General features: G+C 63.0%; 13 protein-coding genes. 8 read left to right on the top strand and 5 right to left on the bottom strand.

Annotated elements, in window-relative coordinates; all coding sequences use genetic code 11:
• Nucleotides 1-174: 174 nt before the first annotated feature.
• Nucleotides 175-738: a hemerythrin domain-containing protein gene (locus ACZYOF_RS35870; protein ID WP_463700325.1), complete on the bottom strand. Its 564-nt coding sequence runs from the start codon at nucleotides 736-738 to the stop codon at nucleotides 175-177.
• A 236-nt stretch (nucleotides 739-974) separates the two neighbouring features.
• Between ACZYOF_RS35870 and ACZYOF_RS35865 the strand changes: the two genes are divergently transcribed.
• Nucleotides 975-1,613, top strand: a complete 639-nt coding sequence (locus tag ACZYOF_RS35865) for a glutathione S-transferase family protein (protein ID WP_130580983.1) — start codon at nucleotides 975-977, stop codon at nucleotides 1,611-1,613.
• Between the two features lie 550 nt (nucleotides 1,614-2,163).
• Here ACZYOF_RS35865 and uvrA read toward each other — a convergent pair.
• Both uvrA and ACZYOF_RS35855 read right to left on the bottom strand, forming a co-directional pair.
• Nucleotides 2,164-5,139, bottom strand: a complete 2,976-nt coding sequence (uvrA, locus tag ACZYOF_RS35860; RefSeq protein ID WP_463718705.1) for an excinuclease ABC subunit UvrA — start codon at nucleotides 5,137-5,139, stop codon at nucleotides 2,164-2,166.
• Nucleotides 5,140-5,449: 310 nt separating this feature from the next.
• Complete coding sequence (locus ACZYOF_RS35855) at nucleotides 5,450-6,205, bottom strand: outer membrane protein (RefSeq protein ID WP_130580985.1); 756 nt, start codon at nucleotides 6,203-6,205, stop codon at nucleotides 5,450-5,452.
• A 450-nt stretch (nucleotides 6,206-6,655) separates the two neighbouring features.
• On the opposite strand from ACZYOF_RS35855, the gene ACZYOF_RS35850 reads away from it, so the two are divergent.
• Together ACZYOF_RS35850 and gyrA are read left to right on the top strand one after the other, a co-directional pair.
• A complete protein-coding gene (locus ACZYOF_RS35850; protein ID WP_463718704.1) occupies nucleotides 6,656-7,147 on the top strand; it encodes a single-stranded DNA-binding protein in 492 nt (163 codons plus the stop codon).
• A 417-nt stretch (nucleotides 7,148-7,564) separates the two neighbouring features.
• Nucleotides 7,565-10,294, top strand: coding sequence for a DNA gyrase subunit A (gene gyrA, locus ACZYOF_RS35845; RefSeq protein WP_463718703.1), 2,730 nt, complete (start codon nucleotides 7,565-7,567; stop codon nucleotides 10,292-10,294).
• Nucleotides 10,295-10,435: 141 nt separating this feature from the next.
• Here gyrA and ACZYOF_RS35840 read toward each other — a convergent pair whose 3' ends face one another.
• Nucleotides 10,436-12,346, bottom strand: coding sequence for a potassium transporter Kup (locus tag ACZYOF_RS35840; RefSeq protein WP_463718702.1), 1,911 nt, complete (start codon nucleotides 12,344-12,346; stop codon nucleotides 10,436-10,438).
• A gap of 122 nt (nucleotides 12,347-12,468) precedes the next feature.
• The gene (locus ACZYOF_RS35835) at nucleotides 12,469-12,726 is read right to left on the bottom strand and encodes a hypothetical protein (RefSeq protein ID WP_463718701.1); all 258 of its coding nucleotides are present in this window, start codon (nucleotides 12,724-12,726) and stop codon (nucleotides 12,469-12,471) included.
• 215 nt (nucleotides 12,727-12,941) lie between these two features.
• Between ACZYOF_RS35835 and coaD the strand changes: the two genes are divergently transcribed.
• The 5 genes from coaD (at nucleotide 12,942) to queA (ending at nucleotide 16,155) form a co-directional block, all read left to right on the top strand.
• Entirely contained in the window at nucleotides 12,942-13,439 is a 498-nt protein-coding gene (gene coaD, locus ACZYOF_RS35830) for a pantetheine-phosphate adenylyltransferase (RefSeq protein ID WP_463718700.1), read from the top strand.
• A gap of 38 nt (nucleotides 13,440-13,477) precedes the next feature.
• Nucleotides 13,478-14,041 carry a peptidylprolyl isomerase gene (locus tag ACZYOF_RS35825; protein ID WP_130580991.1) on the top strand — a complete coding sequence of 188 codons (564 nt, stop codon included), beginning with the start codon at nucleotides 13,478-13,480 and terminating at the stop codon, nucleotides 14,039-14,041.
• A gap of 9 nt (nucleotides 14,042-14,050) precedes the next feature.
• On the top strand, nucleotides 14,051-14,485 hold the full coding sequence (locus tag ACZYOF_RS35820; RefSeq protein WP_463718699.1) for a hypothetical protein: 435 nt from the start codon (nucleotides 14,051-14,053) through the stop codon (nucleotides 14,483-14,485).
• Entirely contained in the window at nucleotides 14,461-14,925 is a 465-nt protein-coding gene (locus ACZYOF_RS35815; RefSeq protein WP_282527119.1) for a peptidylprolyl isomerase, read from the top strand. The genes ACZYOF_RS35820 and ACZYOF_RS35815 overlap by 25 nt, the downstream gene beginning before the upstream one ends.
• Before the next feature lie 138 nt (nucleotides 14,926-15,063).
• Nucleotides 15,064-16,155 carry a tRNA preQ1(34) S-adenosylmethionine ribosyltransferase-isomerase QueA gene (queA, locus tag ACZYOF_RS35810; protein WP_463718698.1) on the top strand — a complete coding sequence of 364 codons (1,092 nt, stop codon included), beginning with the start codon at nucleotides 15,064-15,066 and terminating at the stop codon, nucleotides 16,153-16,155.
• Nucleotides 16,156-16,641: the final 486 nt, after the last annotated feature.

The raw sequence follows: 16,641 nt of genomic DNA, 5'->3' as shown, positions 1-16,641 counted from the left end.
GGGCGAAAATCAGTTGCCAAGGGTCATTGCCGGCGTCAAATTTACCGACGGCGTCGCAGAATCGACGACGCCAGCTAACCGCGCCGCCTGATCAGCCCCATCACCCAATTTCGGCCATAGCTCGCTGCGGTCAGCGTTGAGCTCTCGCCGCATGCCCCTCAGAGCGCAACTTGACTAATGCCGCTCGGCTTCGGCCTCTTGCTCGAGCTGCAGGATGTGGGCTCGCAGTGCATCGAACCTGGCTTCGGTGGCGTCGCTGAACAGCGGATCCTTCTGTGGGGAGAGGGCTGAGGCGATTTCGGTCCAATCGTCCGGCTGCAGTGCCTTCTGCGCGGCGGGGAAGAAATCACGATCCTCCATCGTGATGTGACGCCGCTCATTTTGCAGGAAATCGCGAACGATCCTGTCCACGTCCTCACGAAGGAACTCGCGATCGGCAAGCACGCCGTCGACGGCTTTGGCGACGCGGTGCAAACGCGTGGCGCCTTCCCGGTGCTCATGCGTGAGATCGCCGATTTTCTCCGCAGCGGCGGGATCGCGAATTTTCAGCTTGGCGAAGACACGGTCTTCCTGAGCATGGTGGTACATCTCAGTATAGACCTCGAAATAGGCGATGATGGCGCGGATGACCTCGTAGTCCGGTCGGCCCGAGCGATCGAAAATATCCAGCTCGTGCTCGAGGACGGCAAGCAGCCGTTCAATATTGCGGTGCTCTTGGCTTAGCAGCTCGATGATCATTGCGGTGATCCACAGGGGTGAACCATCATAGAAAGGTAGACGCTCAAATCATCGTGGCATTGCGCTAGATCAAGGTCGCGACCGATTTGCCTCTGCCGCGTAAACCGGACCTCGCAAGACGATTAGTGTCGGCAACTCAAGCCCTCTTTCCGCGGTGACGAAAAAAGTTCTCAGCGATGTCGGCGCGCGAGCCGTTCGACCGTCCTTTGTTGTGAACCAGGACATGGAGATGCCGAATGGTCGACCTGATTCTGACCACCTTCGATTGGGTTCCCGAGACGCCGCGGGGTTATGTGCGTGACATACGTGTGCGTTGGGCACTGGAAGAGGCCGCCTTGCCCTATCGCGTCCAGAGCGTGCCATTTCGCCCTCGGAATGCCGAACATTTCGCGCACCAGCCCTTCGGCCAGGTTCCGTGGCTGACCGATGGAGACATCTCGATCTTCGAGAGCGGTGCGATCCTGCTCCATCTCGGCGAGCGTAGCGATGCGCTGATGCCTGCTGATCCGCGCGGTCGCAGCGAGGCTGTGAAATGGGCGTTCGCAGCGCTCAATTCAGTCGAGATGGCGAGCCTGCCCTGGTCCATATTCGCGTTCTCGGGCGACACCGGTGATACGCCGGGATGGAAGCGTTTGGACGAATTCCTCAAGGCCCGGCTCCAACACATGGAGCCGGTGTTGGCAGGACGCGAATGGCTGGCGGGGTCCTTCTCCGTCGCCGACATACTCATGGCGGATGTGCTGCGCCTTGTCGATCGTTTCGACGGGCTGGCGGGATTTTCAGCCTGTCGTGACTATGTCGCGCGCGCCACGGCCCGCCCGTCCTTCGTGAAGGCACACGCAGACCAGATGGCCCATTTTGCTGCGGCAGACTGATCCACCGGAAAACCGCTCACTCCGCCGCTTGACGGTTTACTTCGCCGTCCGACAGCGCGCCTGCTCGCCACGTGGATGTGGTGCGTCGGCAGCGAGAGGGTGAATTACGATTCGCTAATCCGCCCGACAGCGCTGCCGTAAAGGGATGAACTGAAAAACGCGGCAAAGTATGGTTCAGGAGAGCGGCGCCATATGGAGGAGCCGGGGAACATGCGTCGCTATTCTGTCCTGCGCACTGAGACTAGAGTCGCGATCTCATCCATGTCATTTTCATCGCCAGTTATTGACAGCCCAACGTAGGTCTCAGATTCCACGTCGACTATCTTTCCCCGCAGTTCCAATCTTGCGGTGGTCACTTCTTGAGAGCCAACGACCGACCAATCAGCACCGAGCGGTCTTGCACCCAAATTGCGCATCACGTGTGCGAGAATGCTTCGAAGATTATCATCATACTCATTTCCCAGTACGATGGTCCTAGTCATCAATACCGCCCTGGAATCCAATTTTGTCTTCGGCAACGTAAGATGAACTGAGCAAGTGAGCTCCAACCTCACTCCGCCGCCTCGCTCGCGCTGCTCTTCCTCGGCTTGCTGTTCGCCTTCTTCAGCACCGGCGCCAAGAACTGGCCCGTGTAGCTCCGGGGCGCTTTCGCAATATCCTCCGGCGGGCCCCAGGCGACGATTTCGCCGCCGCCGTCGCCGCCTTCGGGGCCGAGGTCGATCACCCAGTCTGCGGTCTTGATGACTTCGAGGTTGTGCTCGATGACGACGACCGTGTTGCCCTGGGCGACCAGCTCGTGCAGCACCTCCAGGAGTTTTGCGACGTCGTGGAAGTGCAGGCCGGTGGTGGGCTCGTCCAGGATGTAGAGCGTGCGGCCGGTGGCGCGCTTTGACAGCTCCTTTGCCAGCTTGACGCGCTGGGCTTCACCGCCGGACAGCGTGGTCGCCTGCTGGCCGACGTGGATGTAGTCGAGGCCGACGCGGTGCAGGGTCTGGAAGGTTTCGCGCACGCGCGGCACCGCCTTGAAGAATTCGGCGGCTTCTTCCACGGTCATGTCGAGCACGTCGGCGATCGACTTGCCCTTGAACAGCACCTCCAGCGTCTCGCGGTTGTAGCGCTTGCCCTTGCAGACGTCGCAGGTGACGTAGACGTCGGGCAGGAAGTGCATCTCGATCTTGATGACGCCGTCGCCCTGGCAGGCCTCGCAACGGCCGCCCTTGACGTTGAACGAGAAGCGGCCGGGCTCGTAGCCGCGCGCCTTGGCCTCGGGCAGGCCGGCGAACCATTCGCGGATCGGCGTGAAGGCGCCGGTGTAGGTCGCGGGGTTGGAGCGCGGGGTGCGGCCGATCGGCGACTGGTCGATGTCGATGATCTTGTCGATATGCTCAAGGCCCTCGATGCGGTCGTGGGGCGCGGCGGCTTCGCTCGCATTGTTGAGCTTGCGGGCGATCGCCTTGTAGAGCGTGTCGATCAGGAGCGTCGACTTGCCGCCGCCGGAGACGCCGGTGATGCAGGTGAACAGCCCCAGCGGAATCTCCGCCGTGACGTTCTTCAGGTTATTGCCGCGCGCGTTGACGACCTTGATGGTGCGGCGATGGTTCGGCGGCCGCCGGTCGGGGATCGGCACCGAAAGCTCGCCGGTGAGATATTTGCCGGTCAGCGATTTCGGATTGCGCATGATGTCTGATGGCGTGCCCTGGGCGACGATATGGCCGCCATGCATGCCGGCGCCGGGGCCGATGTCGAGCACGTAATCGGCCAGCCGGATCGCGTCCTCGTCATGCTCGACCACGACCACGGTGTTGCCGAGGTCGCGCAGCCGCTTCAGCGTATCCAGGAGGCGTGCGTTGTCGCGCTGATGCAGGCCGATCGAGGGCTCGTCCAGCACATAGAGCACGCCTGTGAGACCCGAGCCGATCTGGGAAGCCAGGCGGATGCGCTGGCTTTCACCGCCGGACAATGTCCCGGAGGAGCGGGACAGCGTGAGATAGTTGAGGCCGACGTCGAGCAGGAAGGTCAACCGCTCGCGGATCTCCTTCAGGACGCGGGCGGCGATCTCGTTCTGCTGCGTGTTCAGTGCTTCCGGCACGCTCTCGAACCACTCGCCGGCGCGCTTCACCGAGAGCTCGGAGATCTCGCCGATATGCTTGCCCCCGATCTTGACGCACAGCGCTTCCGGCTTGAGGCGATGGCCGTTGCAGGCGGCGCAGGGGATATCGGTGAAGTACTTCGCCAGCTCTTCGCGCGCCCATTCGCTCTCGGTCTCGCGGTAGCGGCGGTTGATATTGGTGATCACGCCTTCGAACGGCTTCTTGGTGTCATAGGAGCGGACGCCGTCCTCATAGGAGAACTTGATCTCGTCGTCGCCGGAGCCGTGCAGGATCGCGTTTTGCGTCTTTTTCGCCAGGTCCTTCCACTTGGTGTCGAGCGTGAACTTGTAGTGCTTGCCGAGCGCGGTCAGCGTCTGCAGGTAATAGGGCGAGGAGGACTTGGCCCACGGTGCGATCGCGCCCTTGCGCAAGGACAGATCCTTGTCGGGAATGACGAGGTCCTCGTCGACATGCTGCTCGACGCCGAGGCCGCCGCAGGCGGGGCAGGCGCCATAAGGATTGTTGAACGAGAACAGCCGCGGCTCGATCTCGGGGATGGTGAAGCCGGAGACCGGGCAGGCGAACTTTTCCGAGAACAGGATGCGCTCGGGTCCGCTCTTGTCGTGGATCTTTGCGGTCTTCTTCTTTTCCTCCACCGGTGCCGCCGCCGGGGCATCGGCGAATTCGATCACGGCGAGGCCTTCGGCGAGCTTGAGCGCGGTCTCGAAACTCTCCGCGAGCCGCTGGCCGATGTCGGGGCGCACCACGATGCGGTCGACGACGACATCGATGTCGTGCGGAAACTTCTTGTCGAGGGTCGGCGCTTCGGCGAGCTCATGGAAGGTGCCGTCGATCTTGACGCGCTGGAAACCCTTCTTGAGATATTCGGCGAGCTCCTTCCTGTATTCGCCCTTGCGGCCGCGCACGACCGGCGCCAGCAGATAGAGGCGGGTGCCTTCGGGCAGCGCCAGCACGCGGTCGACCATCTGCGAGACGGTCTGGCTCTCGATCGGCAGCCCCGTGGCCGGCGAATAGGGCACGCCGACGCGGGCCCAGAGCAGGCGCATGTAGTCGTAGATCTCGGTGACAGTGCCGACGGTGGAGCGCGGATTCTTCGAGGTGGTCTTCTGCTCGATGGAGATGGCGGGCGAGAGGCCGTCGATCTGGTCGACGTCCGGCTTCTGCATCATCTCCAGGAACTGGCGGGCATAGGCCGAGAGCGATTCGACATAGCGGCGCTGGCCTTCGGCATAGATGGTGTCGAAGGCGAGCGAGGACTTGCCGGAGCCGGACAGGCCGGTGAACACGACCAGCCTGTCGCGCGGAATCTCGACGTCGATGTTCTTGAGGTTGTTCTCCCGCGCGCCGCGGATCGTGATGGCACGCGTTGAGGAGCCGGCGGTCGGTTGGCGCTTCGCCCTGAGCACTTCATCCATATCGGCATTTCCAGGCGCTTGTAAGCGCGCCACGTTATGGGCGCGCGTCGGCGGAAATCCGTACCACGGCGCCGATGGGGTGATGCCGGAACATAGGAAGAACGAGTGATGATTTCCAGTACTCAGGACGAATCATCAACGATTTGTTTTCAGGTCGCATTTCTTGCGTGCAGATTTGGCAGTAGCTGGCAGCAAGAGGATGCTCGCGCAAGCGGAGCTTCGCAGATGAGCGGCTCGGAACTAACGACACGCAAACAAAAAGGCCGGCGCAAGGCCGGCCTTTTCTTAAGATTGATATCCGATCGCGCGATCAGTACCGCCCGATGAGCGGAGCGCCGCCGAAGCCGAACTTGTAGTTCACGCGGACGGTGACGAGGTCGATGTCCTGCTTGATATTCTCGGTGGCGAAGAGGCTGCCGGCCGGGCCGGCGAAGCCATTGTTGATGAAATCGTAGGAGCGATTGCCCAGGAAGATGTGATTGTACTCGGCGCCGACCGACCAGTTCGGCGCGAAGCCGTATTCGATGCCAGCGCCAACCGAGGCTCCCCAGCGGGTGTCGTTGATGTCGTTGGTGATCGGGAAACCGGTGAAGGCGTCACGCACGCGGTAGCGATCGGCGACCACGGCCGCGCCGCCCTTGACATAGAACAGCACATTGTTGGCGGCATAGCCGATCTGGCCGGTGATCAGGCCGAAGGCGTCGACCCTCGTCTCGTTGGTGTCGATGCCCGTCAGCAGGCTGATGTTGCTGCCCTTGAAGTCGGCCCAGTTGCCCTGGCCTTCGACGCCGAACACCCAGGTGCCCATCTGCCAGCGATAGCCGATCTGACCACCAGCAGTGCCGCCGTCGGCGTTATGGGAGCCGTCACTGAAACCAAGGACGTCCCAGCGGTTGCGGCTCGTTCCCCAGCCGCCGTTGCCGCCGATATAGAACCCGGTCCAGTCGTAGACGACTGCGACCGGCGCCGGCGGGGCCTTCACATAGGGACGTGCGGCAAGATCGGCAGCCGAGGCCGGCGCAGCCAGCGCAACCAAGGCAACCGTTCCAAGCAAAAACTTCTTCATCGTAGCTCTCCAGCCTTTGTTCGCTTCAATTGGGTCCCGAAGCGTTACGGTATTAAAGACGCGAGCGCCGCGCCGTCGTTTTAAGCATACCCCGATTCAACCGGAAATACCGTCGCCCAAACGCAACAGTTAGGGGCGAAGTGCGGATAACATAAGTTAATGATTTGTTTGATGTTTTCTGGAACCCGAGGGTCGGTCTCGGGTTCCATTCCCGCCGCACCAAAATTGGGCCACAATGTCACCATGTTTACGGCAAGTTGTAAGGAACAAAACTGGAACAGTGGCGCGGCTGGTGCTATATGTGGATAAATGCGGGATGGATGGGGAATGGCTGCGCCCGACGGTGTCGGCGAGCGTATAGGGTCCGTCAGCAATGTAAGATGTGGTTAGCGAAGACTGAATGTGGCCGCCGTGCAACCGGCCGGCCCAGTGATCGAGTGGAGAGCGGCGATGGCGGGAAGCGTAAATAAGGTCATTCTGGTGGGCAATCTCGGCAAGGACCCGGAAATCCGGCGGACCCAGGACGGTCGTCCGATCGCCAATCTGAGCGTCGCGACCTCCGAGGCCTGGCGCGACCGGGCCACCGGCGAGCGCAAGGAAAAGACCGAGTGGCACCGTGTCGTCATCTTCAATGAAGGCCTCGCCAAGGTCGCCGAGCAATATCTGAAGAAGGGCGCCAAGGTGTATGTCGAGGGCCAGCTCCAGACCCGGAAATGGACCGATCAGAGCGGGGTCGAGAAATATTCGACCGAAGTGGTGCTGCAGGGCTTCAACTCCAACCTCACGATGCTGGACGGCAAGGGCGGTGGCGGCAGCTTCTCCGACGACATGGGCGGCGGTGGCGGCGATTTCGGCGTCAGCGGCCCCTCGAGTTCCGCGCCACGCCGCGCCGTGCCGGCCGGCGCCCGCAACAACGACATGGACGACGATATCCCGTTCTGATCGCGTGGTACGTTGCCGGAAAGATCGCGTGAGGATGAAAAATCTCCCTCGCGCGATACGGCTTGCGTCGAACTTATCCTCTTCAATGATTGCAGGATATAAGCCTCAAGCAATTGATGTTGCTCGATGTGTCGTGGCCGGGTTCCTCGTGGTTCCGGTTGATGTGAACTGTGAGGAAATCGATCTAACCGACAGGGCGGAGTGATGCAGGCGCCGCCGACGGCCCGCCGGCAGTCTCCTTACCTGGGACGGCGCCCTTGCCGCACCCCGCCAGGGCGTTCCCGCGGCGCGCCCGTCAAGCCCGTAAGTCTATGAAAAAACGAAGGGAAAAACCGGTCGCCTAGACCGTTCCGGGGTGGTGATCGAGCCCCTGATACGCTATATGATTCTACAGTAGAACCGACCCGGATTCCCCCTTTGTCAGAACCTGAAGACGACAAGCCCGGCGAGCCGTCGGGGCCCTCCGACATTCGTCCCGTTTCCATCCTCGACGAGATGAAGAAGTCCTACCTCGACTACGCCATGAGCGTGATCGTGGCGCGGGCGCTCCCCGATGCGCGCGACGGGCTGAAGCCGGTCCACCGCCGCATCCTGTATTCGATGTACGACCAGGGGCACACGCCGGACAAGAAGTACGTCAAGTCCGCGCGCGTGGTCGGCGACGTCATCGGTAAGTATCACCCGCACGGGGACCAGTCGATTTACGACGCCATGGTGCGCATGGCGCAGGATTTTTCGATGCGCGTGCCGCTGATCGACGGCCAGGGCAATTTCGGCTCGGTCGACGGTGATCCGCCGGCAGCCTACCGATACACCGAAGCGCGCCTGACGCGGGCGGCAGAGGCTGTGCTGGCGGACATCGAGAAGGACACGGTCGACTTCCAGGCCAACTACGACAACTCTGAGCAAGAGCCGTCGGTCTTGCCGACGCGGTTTCCGAACCTGCTGGTCAATGGCGCGGGCGGCATCGCCGTCGGCATGGCCACCAACATCCCGCCGCACAATCTCGGCGAGGTCGTCGACGCCTGTGTGGCGCTGATCGACAATCCGGCGCTCACCATCGACGAACTCATCAACATCATTCCGGGGCCGGATTTCCCCACCGGCGGCATCATCCTCGGTCGAGCGGGTATCCGAGCATCCTATCATCTCGGCCGCGGTTCGATCGTGATGCGCGGCAAGGTCGCGATCGATACCCTGCGAAAGGATCGCGAGGCGATCATCATCACGGAGATCCCGTACCAGGTTAACAAGGCGAACATGGTCGAGCGGATCGGCGAGCTGATCCGCGAGAAGAAGATCGAGGGGATTTCCGACCTGCGCGACGAATCCGATCGCGAAGGTTTCCGCGTCGTGATCGAACTGAAGCGCGAGGCGATGCCGGATGTGGTGCTGAATCAGCTCTACCGCTTCACGCCGCTGCAGACCAACTTCCCGGCCAACATCCTGGCACTCGATTCCGGCCGTCCGCAGCAGATGAACCTGAAGGATCTGCTCACGATCTTTGTCGCCTTCCGCGAACAGGTGGTGACCCGGCGCACCAAATACCTGCTCGGCAAGGCACGCGACCGCGCCCACCTCCAGGTGGGCCTGGCCATCGCGGTTGCCAATATCGACGAGGTCATCCGCGTCATTCGCTCTTCGCCGAATCCGGCGGCCGCGCGCGAAACCCTGATGTCGCGCGATTGGCCGGCGCGGGACGTCGAAGACATGATCACGCTGATCGACGATCCGCGCCACCGCATCAATCCGGATGGCACCATCCGCCTTTCGCTGGAGCAGGCGAGGGAAATCCTCGACCTCCGGCTGCAGCGCCTGACCGCGCTCGGCCGCGACGAGATCGGCGAGGAGCTCACCAAGCTTGCGGCCGAGATATCCGACTATCTCGACATCCTGCGCTCGCGCGCCCGGGTGCAGGCGATCGTCAAGACCGAGCTTGCGGAGGTGAAGGCCCAGTTCGCCACGCCGCGCAGGACTGTTATCGCCGAGCAGGAAGGCGAGGTCGAGGACGAGGATCTGATCCAGCGCGAAGACATGGTGGTGACGGTGTCGCACGCCGGCTATGTCAAGCGCGTGCCGCTGTCGACCTATCGCTCCCAGCGCCGCGGCGGCAAGGGCCGCGCCGGCATGCAGACCCGCGACGAGGATTTCGTCAGCCGCGTGTTCGTGGCCTCCACCCACACGCCGGTCCTGTTCTTCTCCTCACGTGGCCAGGTCTACAAGGAGAAGGTCTGGCGATTGCCGATGGCCGCGCCGAATGCGCGCGGCAAGGCGCTGATCAACATCCTGCCGTTGGAGCAGGGCGAGCGCATCACCACCATCATGCCGCTGCCGGAGGACGAATCCTCCTGGAGCAATCTCGACGTGATGTTCGCCACCACCGGCGGCAATGTCCGTCGCAACAAGCTGTCCGACTTCGTCGACGTCCGCCGTTCCGGCATCATCGCCATGAAGCTGGAGGAGGGCGAGGCGATCGTCGACGTGCAGATCTGCACCGAGCGTGACGACGTGTTGCTGACCGCCGCCGGCGGCCAGTGCATCCGTTTCGCCGTCACCGACGTGCGCGTCTTCACCGGCCGCACCTCGATGGGCGTGCGCGGCATTTCGCTCGCCGAAGGCGACAAGCTGATCTCGCTCGCGATCCTGCGCCATGTCGAGACGACCTCGGACGAGCGCTCGGCTTACTTGAAGATGCGCCGCGCGGTCGCGGGCGAAGCTGTCGCCGAGGAGCCGTCGGAGACCGAGGCCGAGGAGGCCACGGGCGCGATCCAGCTCTCACAGGAGCGCTATGTCGACATGTCGGCGCAGGAGCAGGTGGTGCTGACGGTGTCCGAGAATGGCTACGGCAAGCGGACCTCGTCCTACGAGTACCGCACCACTGGCCGCGGCGGCAAAGGCATCGTCGCCATGAGCGTCAACAGCCGCAACGGCAAGCTGATAGCCTCGTTCCCGGTCGAGGAGGCCGACCAGATCATGCTGGTCACCGACAAGGGCCAGCTCATCCGCTGCCCCGTCGGCGACATCCGCATCGCCGGCCGCTCGACTCAGGGCGTCATCGTGTTCGACACCGCCGACGACGAGCATGTCGTCTCGGTCGAGCATATCGGCGACGACAGCGAGAATGGCGAGAACGGCAACGGCGGCTAGAGCATGATCCGGAAAAGTGGATACCGGTTTTCCGAAAAAGATCATGCTCAAACAAAGAGCTAAAGCGGGATGACGATTCGAAGATAAGTCATCGCGCTTTAGTGCCGCCGACTGCCCCCGATCATCGAGATCACCGGCCGGTCAGATCTCGATTTCTGTCCCGAATTCCACCACCTGTCCGGTCGGCACGCCGAAGAACGCCGCAGTGCGTTCGGCGTTGCGTTGCAGGAATGCGAAGATTGATTCCCGCCAGACCCACATGCCCGGAACGTCCTCGCGCGGGATGATGGTCTCGCGGCCGATATAGTAGGTGACGTCGGAGAGATCGATACCGGGCAGCTTGCCCTGCCGGCAGGCGAGTTGCAGGCCCTCATAGATGGTCGGGTATTGCATGAAGCCGTAGTGCAGGATGACGCGCGTGATGCCCGGGATGATGTCGATGATCTCGGCGCGGTCGCCCTCGGAAATGCGCGGGGATTCCTCGATCTGCACGGTGACCAAAAGCACGCGTTCGTGCAGGACGTGGTTGTGCTTGACGAATTGCGTCAGCGCGAGCGGCACGCCGGTCGGCGCGGCGGCGAGGAACACGGCAGTGCCCGGAAGGCGGGCACGGCACTTATTGATGGCGGTCTCGATCAAATCTTCCTCTGGTTGCCGCAGTTTTGCGCGGGCACGCTCGACCAGCTTCACGCCAGCGCGCCAGGTGAGCATCAGGAACGCGATCGAGCCTGCCAGCAGCAGCGGAAACCAGCCGCCTTCGTGCAGCTTGGTCGAGTTGGCCGCGAAGAAGATGAGGTCGATAACAAGGAAGAAACCGTTGACGGCGAGCACGATCAGCGGCGAGTAGCCCCACTGGATCGCAACCAGCGCCGCCAGCAGCGTGGTGATCGCCATCAATAAGGACACCGCGATGCCATAGGCGCCGGCGAGGGCATCCGAAGTGCCAAAGCCCAGTACCGCGCCAAGCGTCGCGGCGGCGAGCAGCCAGTTCACCAGCGGCACATAGATCTGGCCGATCGCGTCGCTGGTGGTGTGGAGGATGTGCATCCGCGGCAGAAAGCCGAGCTGGATCGATTGCTGGGTCAGCGAGAACACGCCCGAGATGATCGCCTGGGAGGCGATCACGGTGGCGATCGTGGAGAAAGCGACCAGCGGGTAGTGCAGCCAGTCTGGCGAGAGCTGGAAGAATGGATGGTCCAGCGCGCTCGGATCGGTGATCAACAGCGCGGCCTGCCCGAAATAGTTGAGCACCAGCGCGGGCAGACAGACGGCGAACCAGGCGAGCCGGATCGGAAACCGCCCAAAGTGCCCCATGTCGGCATACATCGCCTCACCGCCGGTGACCGCGAGAAAAGCTGCGCCGAGGATGGCGAAGCTGATGTGGAAATTCTGGTGGATCAGGAAATTGAAAGCATAGAACGGGCTGAGCGCCGCGAGCACTCCAGGCGCCTGAACGATGCCGTGGATGCCGAGCGCGGCGAGAACAAGGAACCAGCCGAGCATCACCGGTCCAAAGATCCGGCCGATGAAGCCGGTGCCCTGCTTCTGCATCGCAAACAGGCCGACCAGAATCACGATGGTGATCGGCACGACCGCCGGCGCCAGCGATGGCGCGTCCACCTTCAATCCTTCGATCGCGCTCAAGACCGAGATCGCCGGGGTGATTGCGCCGTCGCCATAGAGCAGGGCGGCGCCGATGAGGCCGACGACCAGAAGCTGCGCGCGCCAGGTGCCCGGCGGCGCATTGCGCGCGTGGAGCAGCGCCAATATCGCCACGATCCCGCCTTCGCCGCGGTTGTCTGCACGCAGGATCAGGAGCGCGTATTTGATCGAAATGATCAGGATCAGCGCCCACAGGATCAGCGATACCACGCCCAGGACGGCGTCCGGCGTGATCGCGCCGCCATGGGCGGCCGCCCTGGCTGCCTCCTTGAGCGCGTAAAGGGGACTGGTCCCGATATCGCCATAGACGACGCCAAGTGCGCCGATGGTTGTTGCAAGAGGAAGCGGGCTCGGCGGATGGCCTGAGGCAATGGCGGGCGTGCTTGACATCGGCGAGACCCCCGATTGCATCGCACCCACCGGATCGTCCGAAGGGCGCGACCAAGACGGCAGTCTGCGACGAGACGTCGCAAATTACCACTGTGTTGCTGCGGGGGCGGGGAAAGCCGAGGTTACGGGGTACGATCGGCGGTGACGAGGCGGGCTTCGCGAACACCGTTCTGGGAGCCGGCGTTGCGGAGGCAGGAAGCGTCGAAGTTCGGCCAGGTTTGCTGCGAGCAGTCCTTGGCGGCGAGGCGGATATCCAGCCGGTCGGCCTTGGCGAGAGGGCGGGGCACGCTGGCTTCGACCTGGGGCGCAAAGCCGGGAAGAACGGTGAGCGCGGCGGCAATGAAGGCGGCAACGGCGACGGCGGAAAGTGCCTTGATCATGACGGTTCCCTGTCAGTGGGCCTTGGCGGCCCGTCGTTTCGTTGGCGGGGGTGATAGAGGTCGCCCGTTTCCTGCCGTCTTCACCGGGGGCGAAAATGATTTCGTTGCCCCGGGATTTTGTTTCGTCGGCGCCAGATAGATGAAACATTGGGGTTCAGGGCCGCCTGGGAACCCGGCTGGCTTGCCGGCCAGCCCTAGGCAGGTTAGAGGGGGATATGCCTCGCACCGCGCTTTATCCCGGCTCGTTTGACCCGGTTACCAACGGCCATCTCGACGTGGTCAAGCACGCCGTCGTCCTCTGCGACCGCCTGATCGTCGCCATCGGCGTCCATCCGGGGAAGAAGCCCCTGTTTTCGGTCGAGGAGCGCCTGGTGATGCTGCAGGAGGTATTCGGCCCCGTCGCCGCCAAAGCCAGCTGTGGGTTCGAATGCATCACGTTCGATGACCTTGTCGTCACCGCGGCGCAACGCGCCGGTGCTACGATTCTGATCCGGGGCCTGCGGGACGGCACCGACCTTGACTACGAGATGCAGATGGCCGGCATGAACGAAGCCATGGCGCCCGACGTGCACACCGTGTTCCTGCCGGCCTCGCCGACGGTCCGGCCGATCACGGCCACCCTGGTGCGCCAGATCGCCGGCATGGGCGGCGATGTCTCCAACTTCGTGCCCAAGGCCGTTGCCGTCCGACTCAAGGCCAAATTCGCCAGCTAGCTCTCGCGCTCTTCTCAGATATCCGTTCCGGAGTTTTCATGATCCGAATCCTCGCCGTTCTCGCCGCGCTCCTCTGTGTGGCTCCCGCGGTCGCGCAGCCCTTGCCGGCCAATCTGGACAAGGCCAATGCAATCGTGATCGACACCAGCAAGGGCCGCATCCTCATCAAGCTTAGGACGGACATCGCACCGCAGCATGCCGAGCGCATCAAGCAGCTCGCGCGCGAGGGCTATTACAACAACGTGCCGTTTCACCGCGTGATCGATGGCTTCATGGCGCAGACCGGCGACGGCCAGAACTTCAACGGCACCGGCGGCTCGAAATACCCGAACCTGAAGCAGGAATTCTCGAACGTCCCCTTCAAGCGTGGTATCGTAGGCATGGCGCGGCGCGGCGACAGCGTCGACAGCGCCAACTCGCAGTTCTTCATCATGTTCGCGGACGGCCCGAGCCTGAACAACCAATACACCGTGATCGGCGAAGTGGTGTCCGGCATGGACGTGGTCGACAAGTTGAAGAAGGCCCCCGCAGGCTCCCCGAGCGGTGCGGTGACCGATCCCGACAAGATGGTGAAGGTGCAAGTCGCATCCGACATCAAGTGAGTTCAGGCGATGCTGCGCGGCAAACCATTGCTCTGGTTTGCAGCGCCGCTGATGCTGCTTGCCTGCACGGCGCGGGCGCAGCCGGCGCCCGAAAAGCTTGATACGCTCAAGGATCTTTTCATAAAGCTGCACAGTTGCTTCAAGCCGCCGCCGCTGTCGCAGGCCAACCCGATCGACATCACCGTGATCGTCAGCTTCAACCGCCAGGGCGCAATCCTCGGCCGTCCCAGGATCACCTATGAGACGGCAGAGGCCAGCGAGAATGACCGGTTGCAATACCGCATCGCCGTGATGCAGGCCTTGGAACGCTGCACGCCGTTGCCATTTACCGATGCACTGGGCGGAGCGGTTGCCGGCCGGCCGATGGCGATCCCTTTCCGAACCCGCAAACGTCAACCCGAAGCCAAAGAGAGGCGAGCATGGCTGTCACCGAAAATACTCTGATCCTGGAAACCACCCAGGGGCCCGTCACCATCGAGATGCGGCCGGACGTCGCGCCGAACCATGTCGCCCGCATCAAGGAACTGGTGCGCGAGGGCTTCTACGACGGCATCGTGTTCCACCGCGTGATCGAGGGCTTCATGGCCCAGACCGGCTGCCCGCAAGGCACCGGCACCGGCGGTTCCGGAAAGAAGCTGAAGGCCGAGTTCAACAAGGAGCCGCATGTCCGTGGCACCGCCTCGATGGCACGCGCCGCGAACCCGGATTCCGGCGACAGCCAGTTCTTCATCTGCTTCGACGACGCCTCCTTCCTCAACGGCCAGTACACGGTCTGGGGCAAGGTCACCGAGGGCATGGAGAACGTCGACAAGATCAAGCGCGGCGAGCCGGTGCAGAACCCGGACAAGATCGTCAAGGCAAGGATGGCTGCCGACGCGGAGTAATTGTTTCCCCTCATGGTGAGGAGGCGCAACGCGCCGTCTCGAACCATGGCCCCTATGCTGCCACAGCCGGGCCTCATCCTTCGAGACGCGCGTTCCGCGCTCCTCAGGACGAGGGTCTGATGTACGTCGCTTGGCCCGATGCGCACCGACCTCTTCGACTTCGACCTCCCGCCTGAACGGATCGCGCTGCGACCCGCGAGTCCGCGCGACGCTGCGCGGATGCTGGTGGTGCAGGGGGACGGCGTGCTGCGCGACCGCACCGTGGCCGAGCTGCCGCAATGGCTCGAGCCGGGCGACCAGCTCGTGGTCAACGACACCAAGGTGATCGCGGCGCAGTTGAAGGGCCGGCGCATCGGCCGCGAGACCGAGCCGAAGATCGAGGCGACGCTGATCAAGCGGCTCGATGGTTCGCGCTGGCAGGCGCTGGTGAAGCCGGCGAAGAAACTGGCGGAAGGCGACACTGTCCGCTTCGGCAATGAGGGCAGGGTCTGCCTGCTCGGGCATCTCGATGCGCAGGTCGAAGCCAAGGCGCAGGAAGGCGAGGTGACGCTGTCATTCTCCTTCCACGGGCCCGCGCTCGACCAGGCCATTGCCGATCTCGGTGCCCCGCCGCTGCCGCCTTACATCGCCTCGAAGCGCACGCCAGACGATCAGGATGCCGCCGACTACCAGACCATGTTCGCGGCCAATGAGGGCGCGGTCGCAGCCCCGACCGCGGGCCTGCATTTCACGCCGGCGCTCGAAGCTGCGCTGCGTGGCCACGGCGTCGATATTGTCAGACTGACTCTGCATGTCGGGGCAGGGACATTCCTGCCGGTGAAGGTGGACGACACGTCCGAGCACAGGATGCATTCCGAGTGGGGCAGCGTTTCCGCAGAGACCGCTGCCGCGCTGAACGCGGCGCGCGCCAAAGGCGGGCGTATCGTCGCGGTGGGCACCACCTCGCTGCGGCTGCTCGAAAGCGCTGCGAGGGAGGATGGCACCATCCAGCCATTCACCGGCGACACCGCGATCTTCATCACGCCCGGCTACCGCTTTCGCACGGTCGATATCCTGCTGACCAATTTCCATCTGCCGCGCTCGACCCTGTTCATGCTGGTGTCGGCCTTCTCCGGGCTCGAGACGATGAAGCAGGCCTATGCGCATGCGATCGCGGCGGGCTATCGGTTCTATTCATACGGCGACGCCTGCCTGCTGTTTCGCGCGCACGAGGGACGCGAGTTTCTGTAGATCGTGTAGGGTGGGCAAAGCAAAGCGTGCCCACCATCCGCACTCCGCAAGAAATGGTGGGCACGCTTCGCTTTGCCCACCCTACGAGGCTGGATTGCGCAGGAGCTTTACGCGTTCGCGCTGCCAGTTGATGTGCCCTCGCCCCTTGTGGGAGAGGGCTGCTCCGCTTCTGCTACTGGACTCATTCGGGTGAGGGGTTCTCTCCACGAGGACGGTCGCCCGTGGAGACAACCCCTTGTATCTGCACGGGCATTGCATGCACGTGAGCAACCGGCGACATGGGTAACACTTCAAACCGACGACATGGGTAACACAATTCTCGTTTCGTTCAGGTCTGCTGTTGCTGGGGCTGTGGACCTTGGGGGCAACGCGCAGCGTTGTCCCCAAGTCCACAGCGCTTGCGCTTTGGTTTTCGGAGTTCATCGCTCTGATAGGCGATGGTGCCGAGCATGATCGGGCCGTAGCTGACGGTCCAGCAGCCCTCGG

It is taken from the genome of Bradyrhizobium sp. LeoA1Lang (assembly GCF_055413685.1).
Note: the sequence above shows the minus strand (reverse complement) of the source record. Positions and strands in the feature narration are given on the sequence as shown.

What these genes read in the sequence shown, in the direction of transcription:
- ACZYOF_RS35870 (WP_463700325.1), bottom strand. Translation starts at nt 738, where the DNA reads ATGATCATCGAGCTGCTAAGCCAAGAGCACCGCAATATTGAACGGCTG.
- ACZYOF_RS35865 (WP_130580983.1), top strand. Translation starts at nt 975, where the DNA reads ATGGTCGACCTGATTCTGACCACCTTCGATTGGGTTCCCGAGACGCCG.
- uvrA (WP_463718705.1), bottom strand. Translation starts at nt 5,139, where the DNA reads ATGGATGAAGTGCTCAGGGCGAAGCGCCAACCGACCGCCGGCTCCTCA.
- ACZYOF_RS35855 (WP_130580985.1), bottom strand. Translation starts at nt 6,205, where the DNA reads ATGAAGAAGTTTTTGCTTGGAACGGTTGCCTTGGTTGCGCTGGCTGCG.
- ACZYOF_RS35850 (WP_463718704.1), top strand. Translation starts at nt 6,656, where the DNA reads ATGGCGGGAAGCGTAAATAAGGTCATTCTGGTGGGCAATCTCGGCAAG.
- ACZYOF_RS35840 (WP_463718702.1), bottom strand. Translation starts at nt 12,346, where the DNA reads ATGTCAAGCACGCCCGCCATTGCCTCAGGCCATCCGCCGAGCCCGCTT.
- ACZYOF_RS35835 (WP_463718701.1), bottom strand. Translation starts at nt 12,726, where the DNA reads ATGATCAAGGCACTTTCCGCCGTCGCCGTTGCCGCCTTCATTGCCGCC.
- coaD (WP_463718700.1), top strand. Translation starts at nt 12,942, where the DNA reads ATGCCTCGCACCGCGCTTTATCCCGGCTCGTTTGACCCGGTTACCAAC.
- ACZYOF_RS35825 (WP_130580991.1), top strand. Translation starts at nt 13,478, where the DNA reads ATGATCCGAATCCTCGCCGTTCTCGCCGCGCTCCTCTGTGTGGCTCCC.
- ACZYOF_RS35820 (WP_463718699.1), top strand. Translation starts at nt 14,051, where the DNA reads ATGCTGCGCGGCAAACCATTGCTCTGGTTTGCAGCGCCGCTGATGCTG.
- ACZYOF_RS35815 (WP_282527119.1), top strand. Translation starts at nt 14,461, where the DNA reads ATGGCTGTCACCGAAAATACTCTGATCCTGGAAACCACCCAGGGGCCC.
- queA (WP_463718698.1), top strand. Translation starts at nt 15,064, where the DNA reads ATGCGCACCGACCTCTTCGACTTCGACCTCCCGCCTGAACGGATCGCG.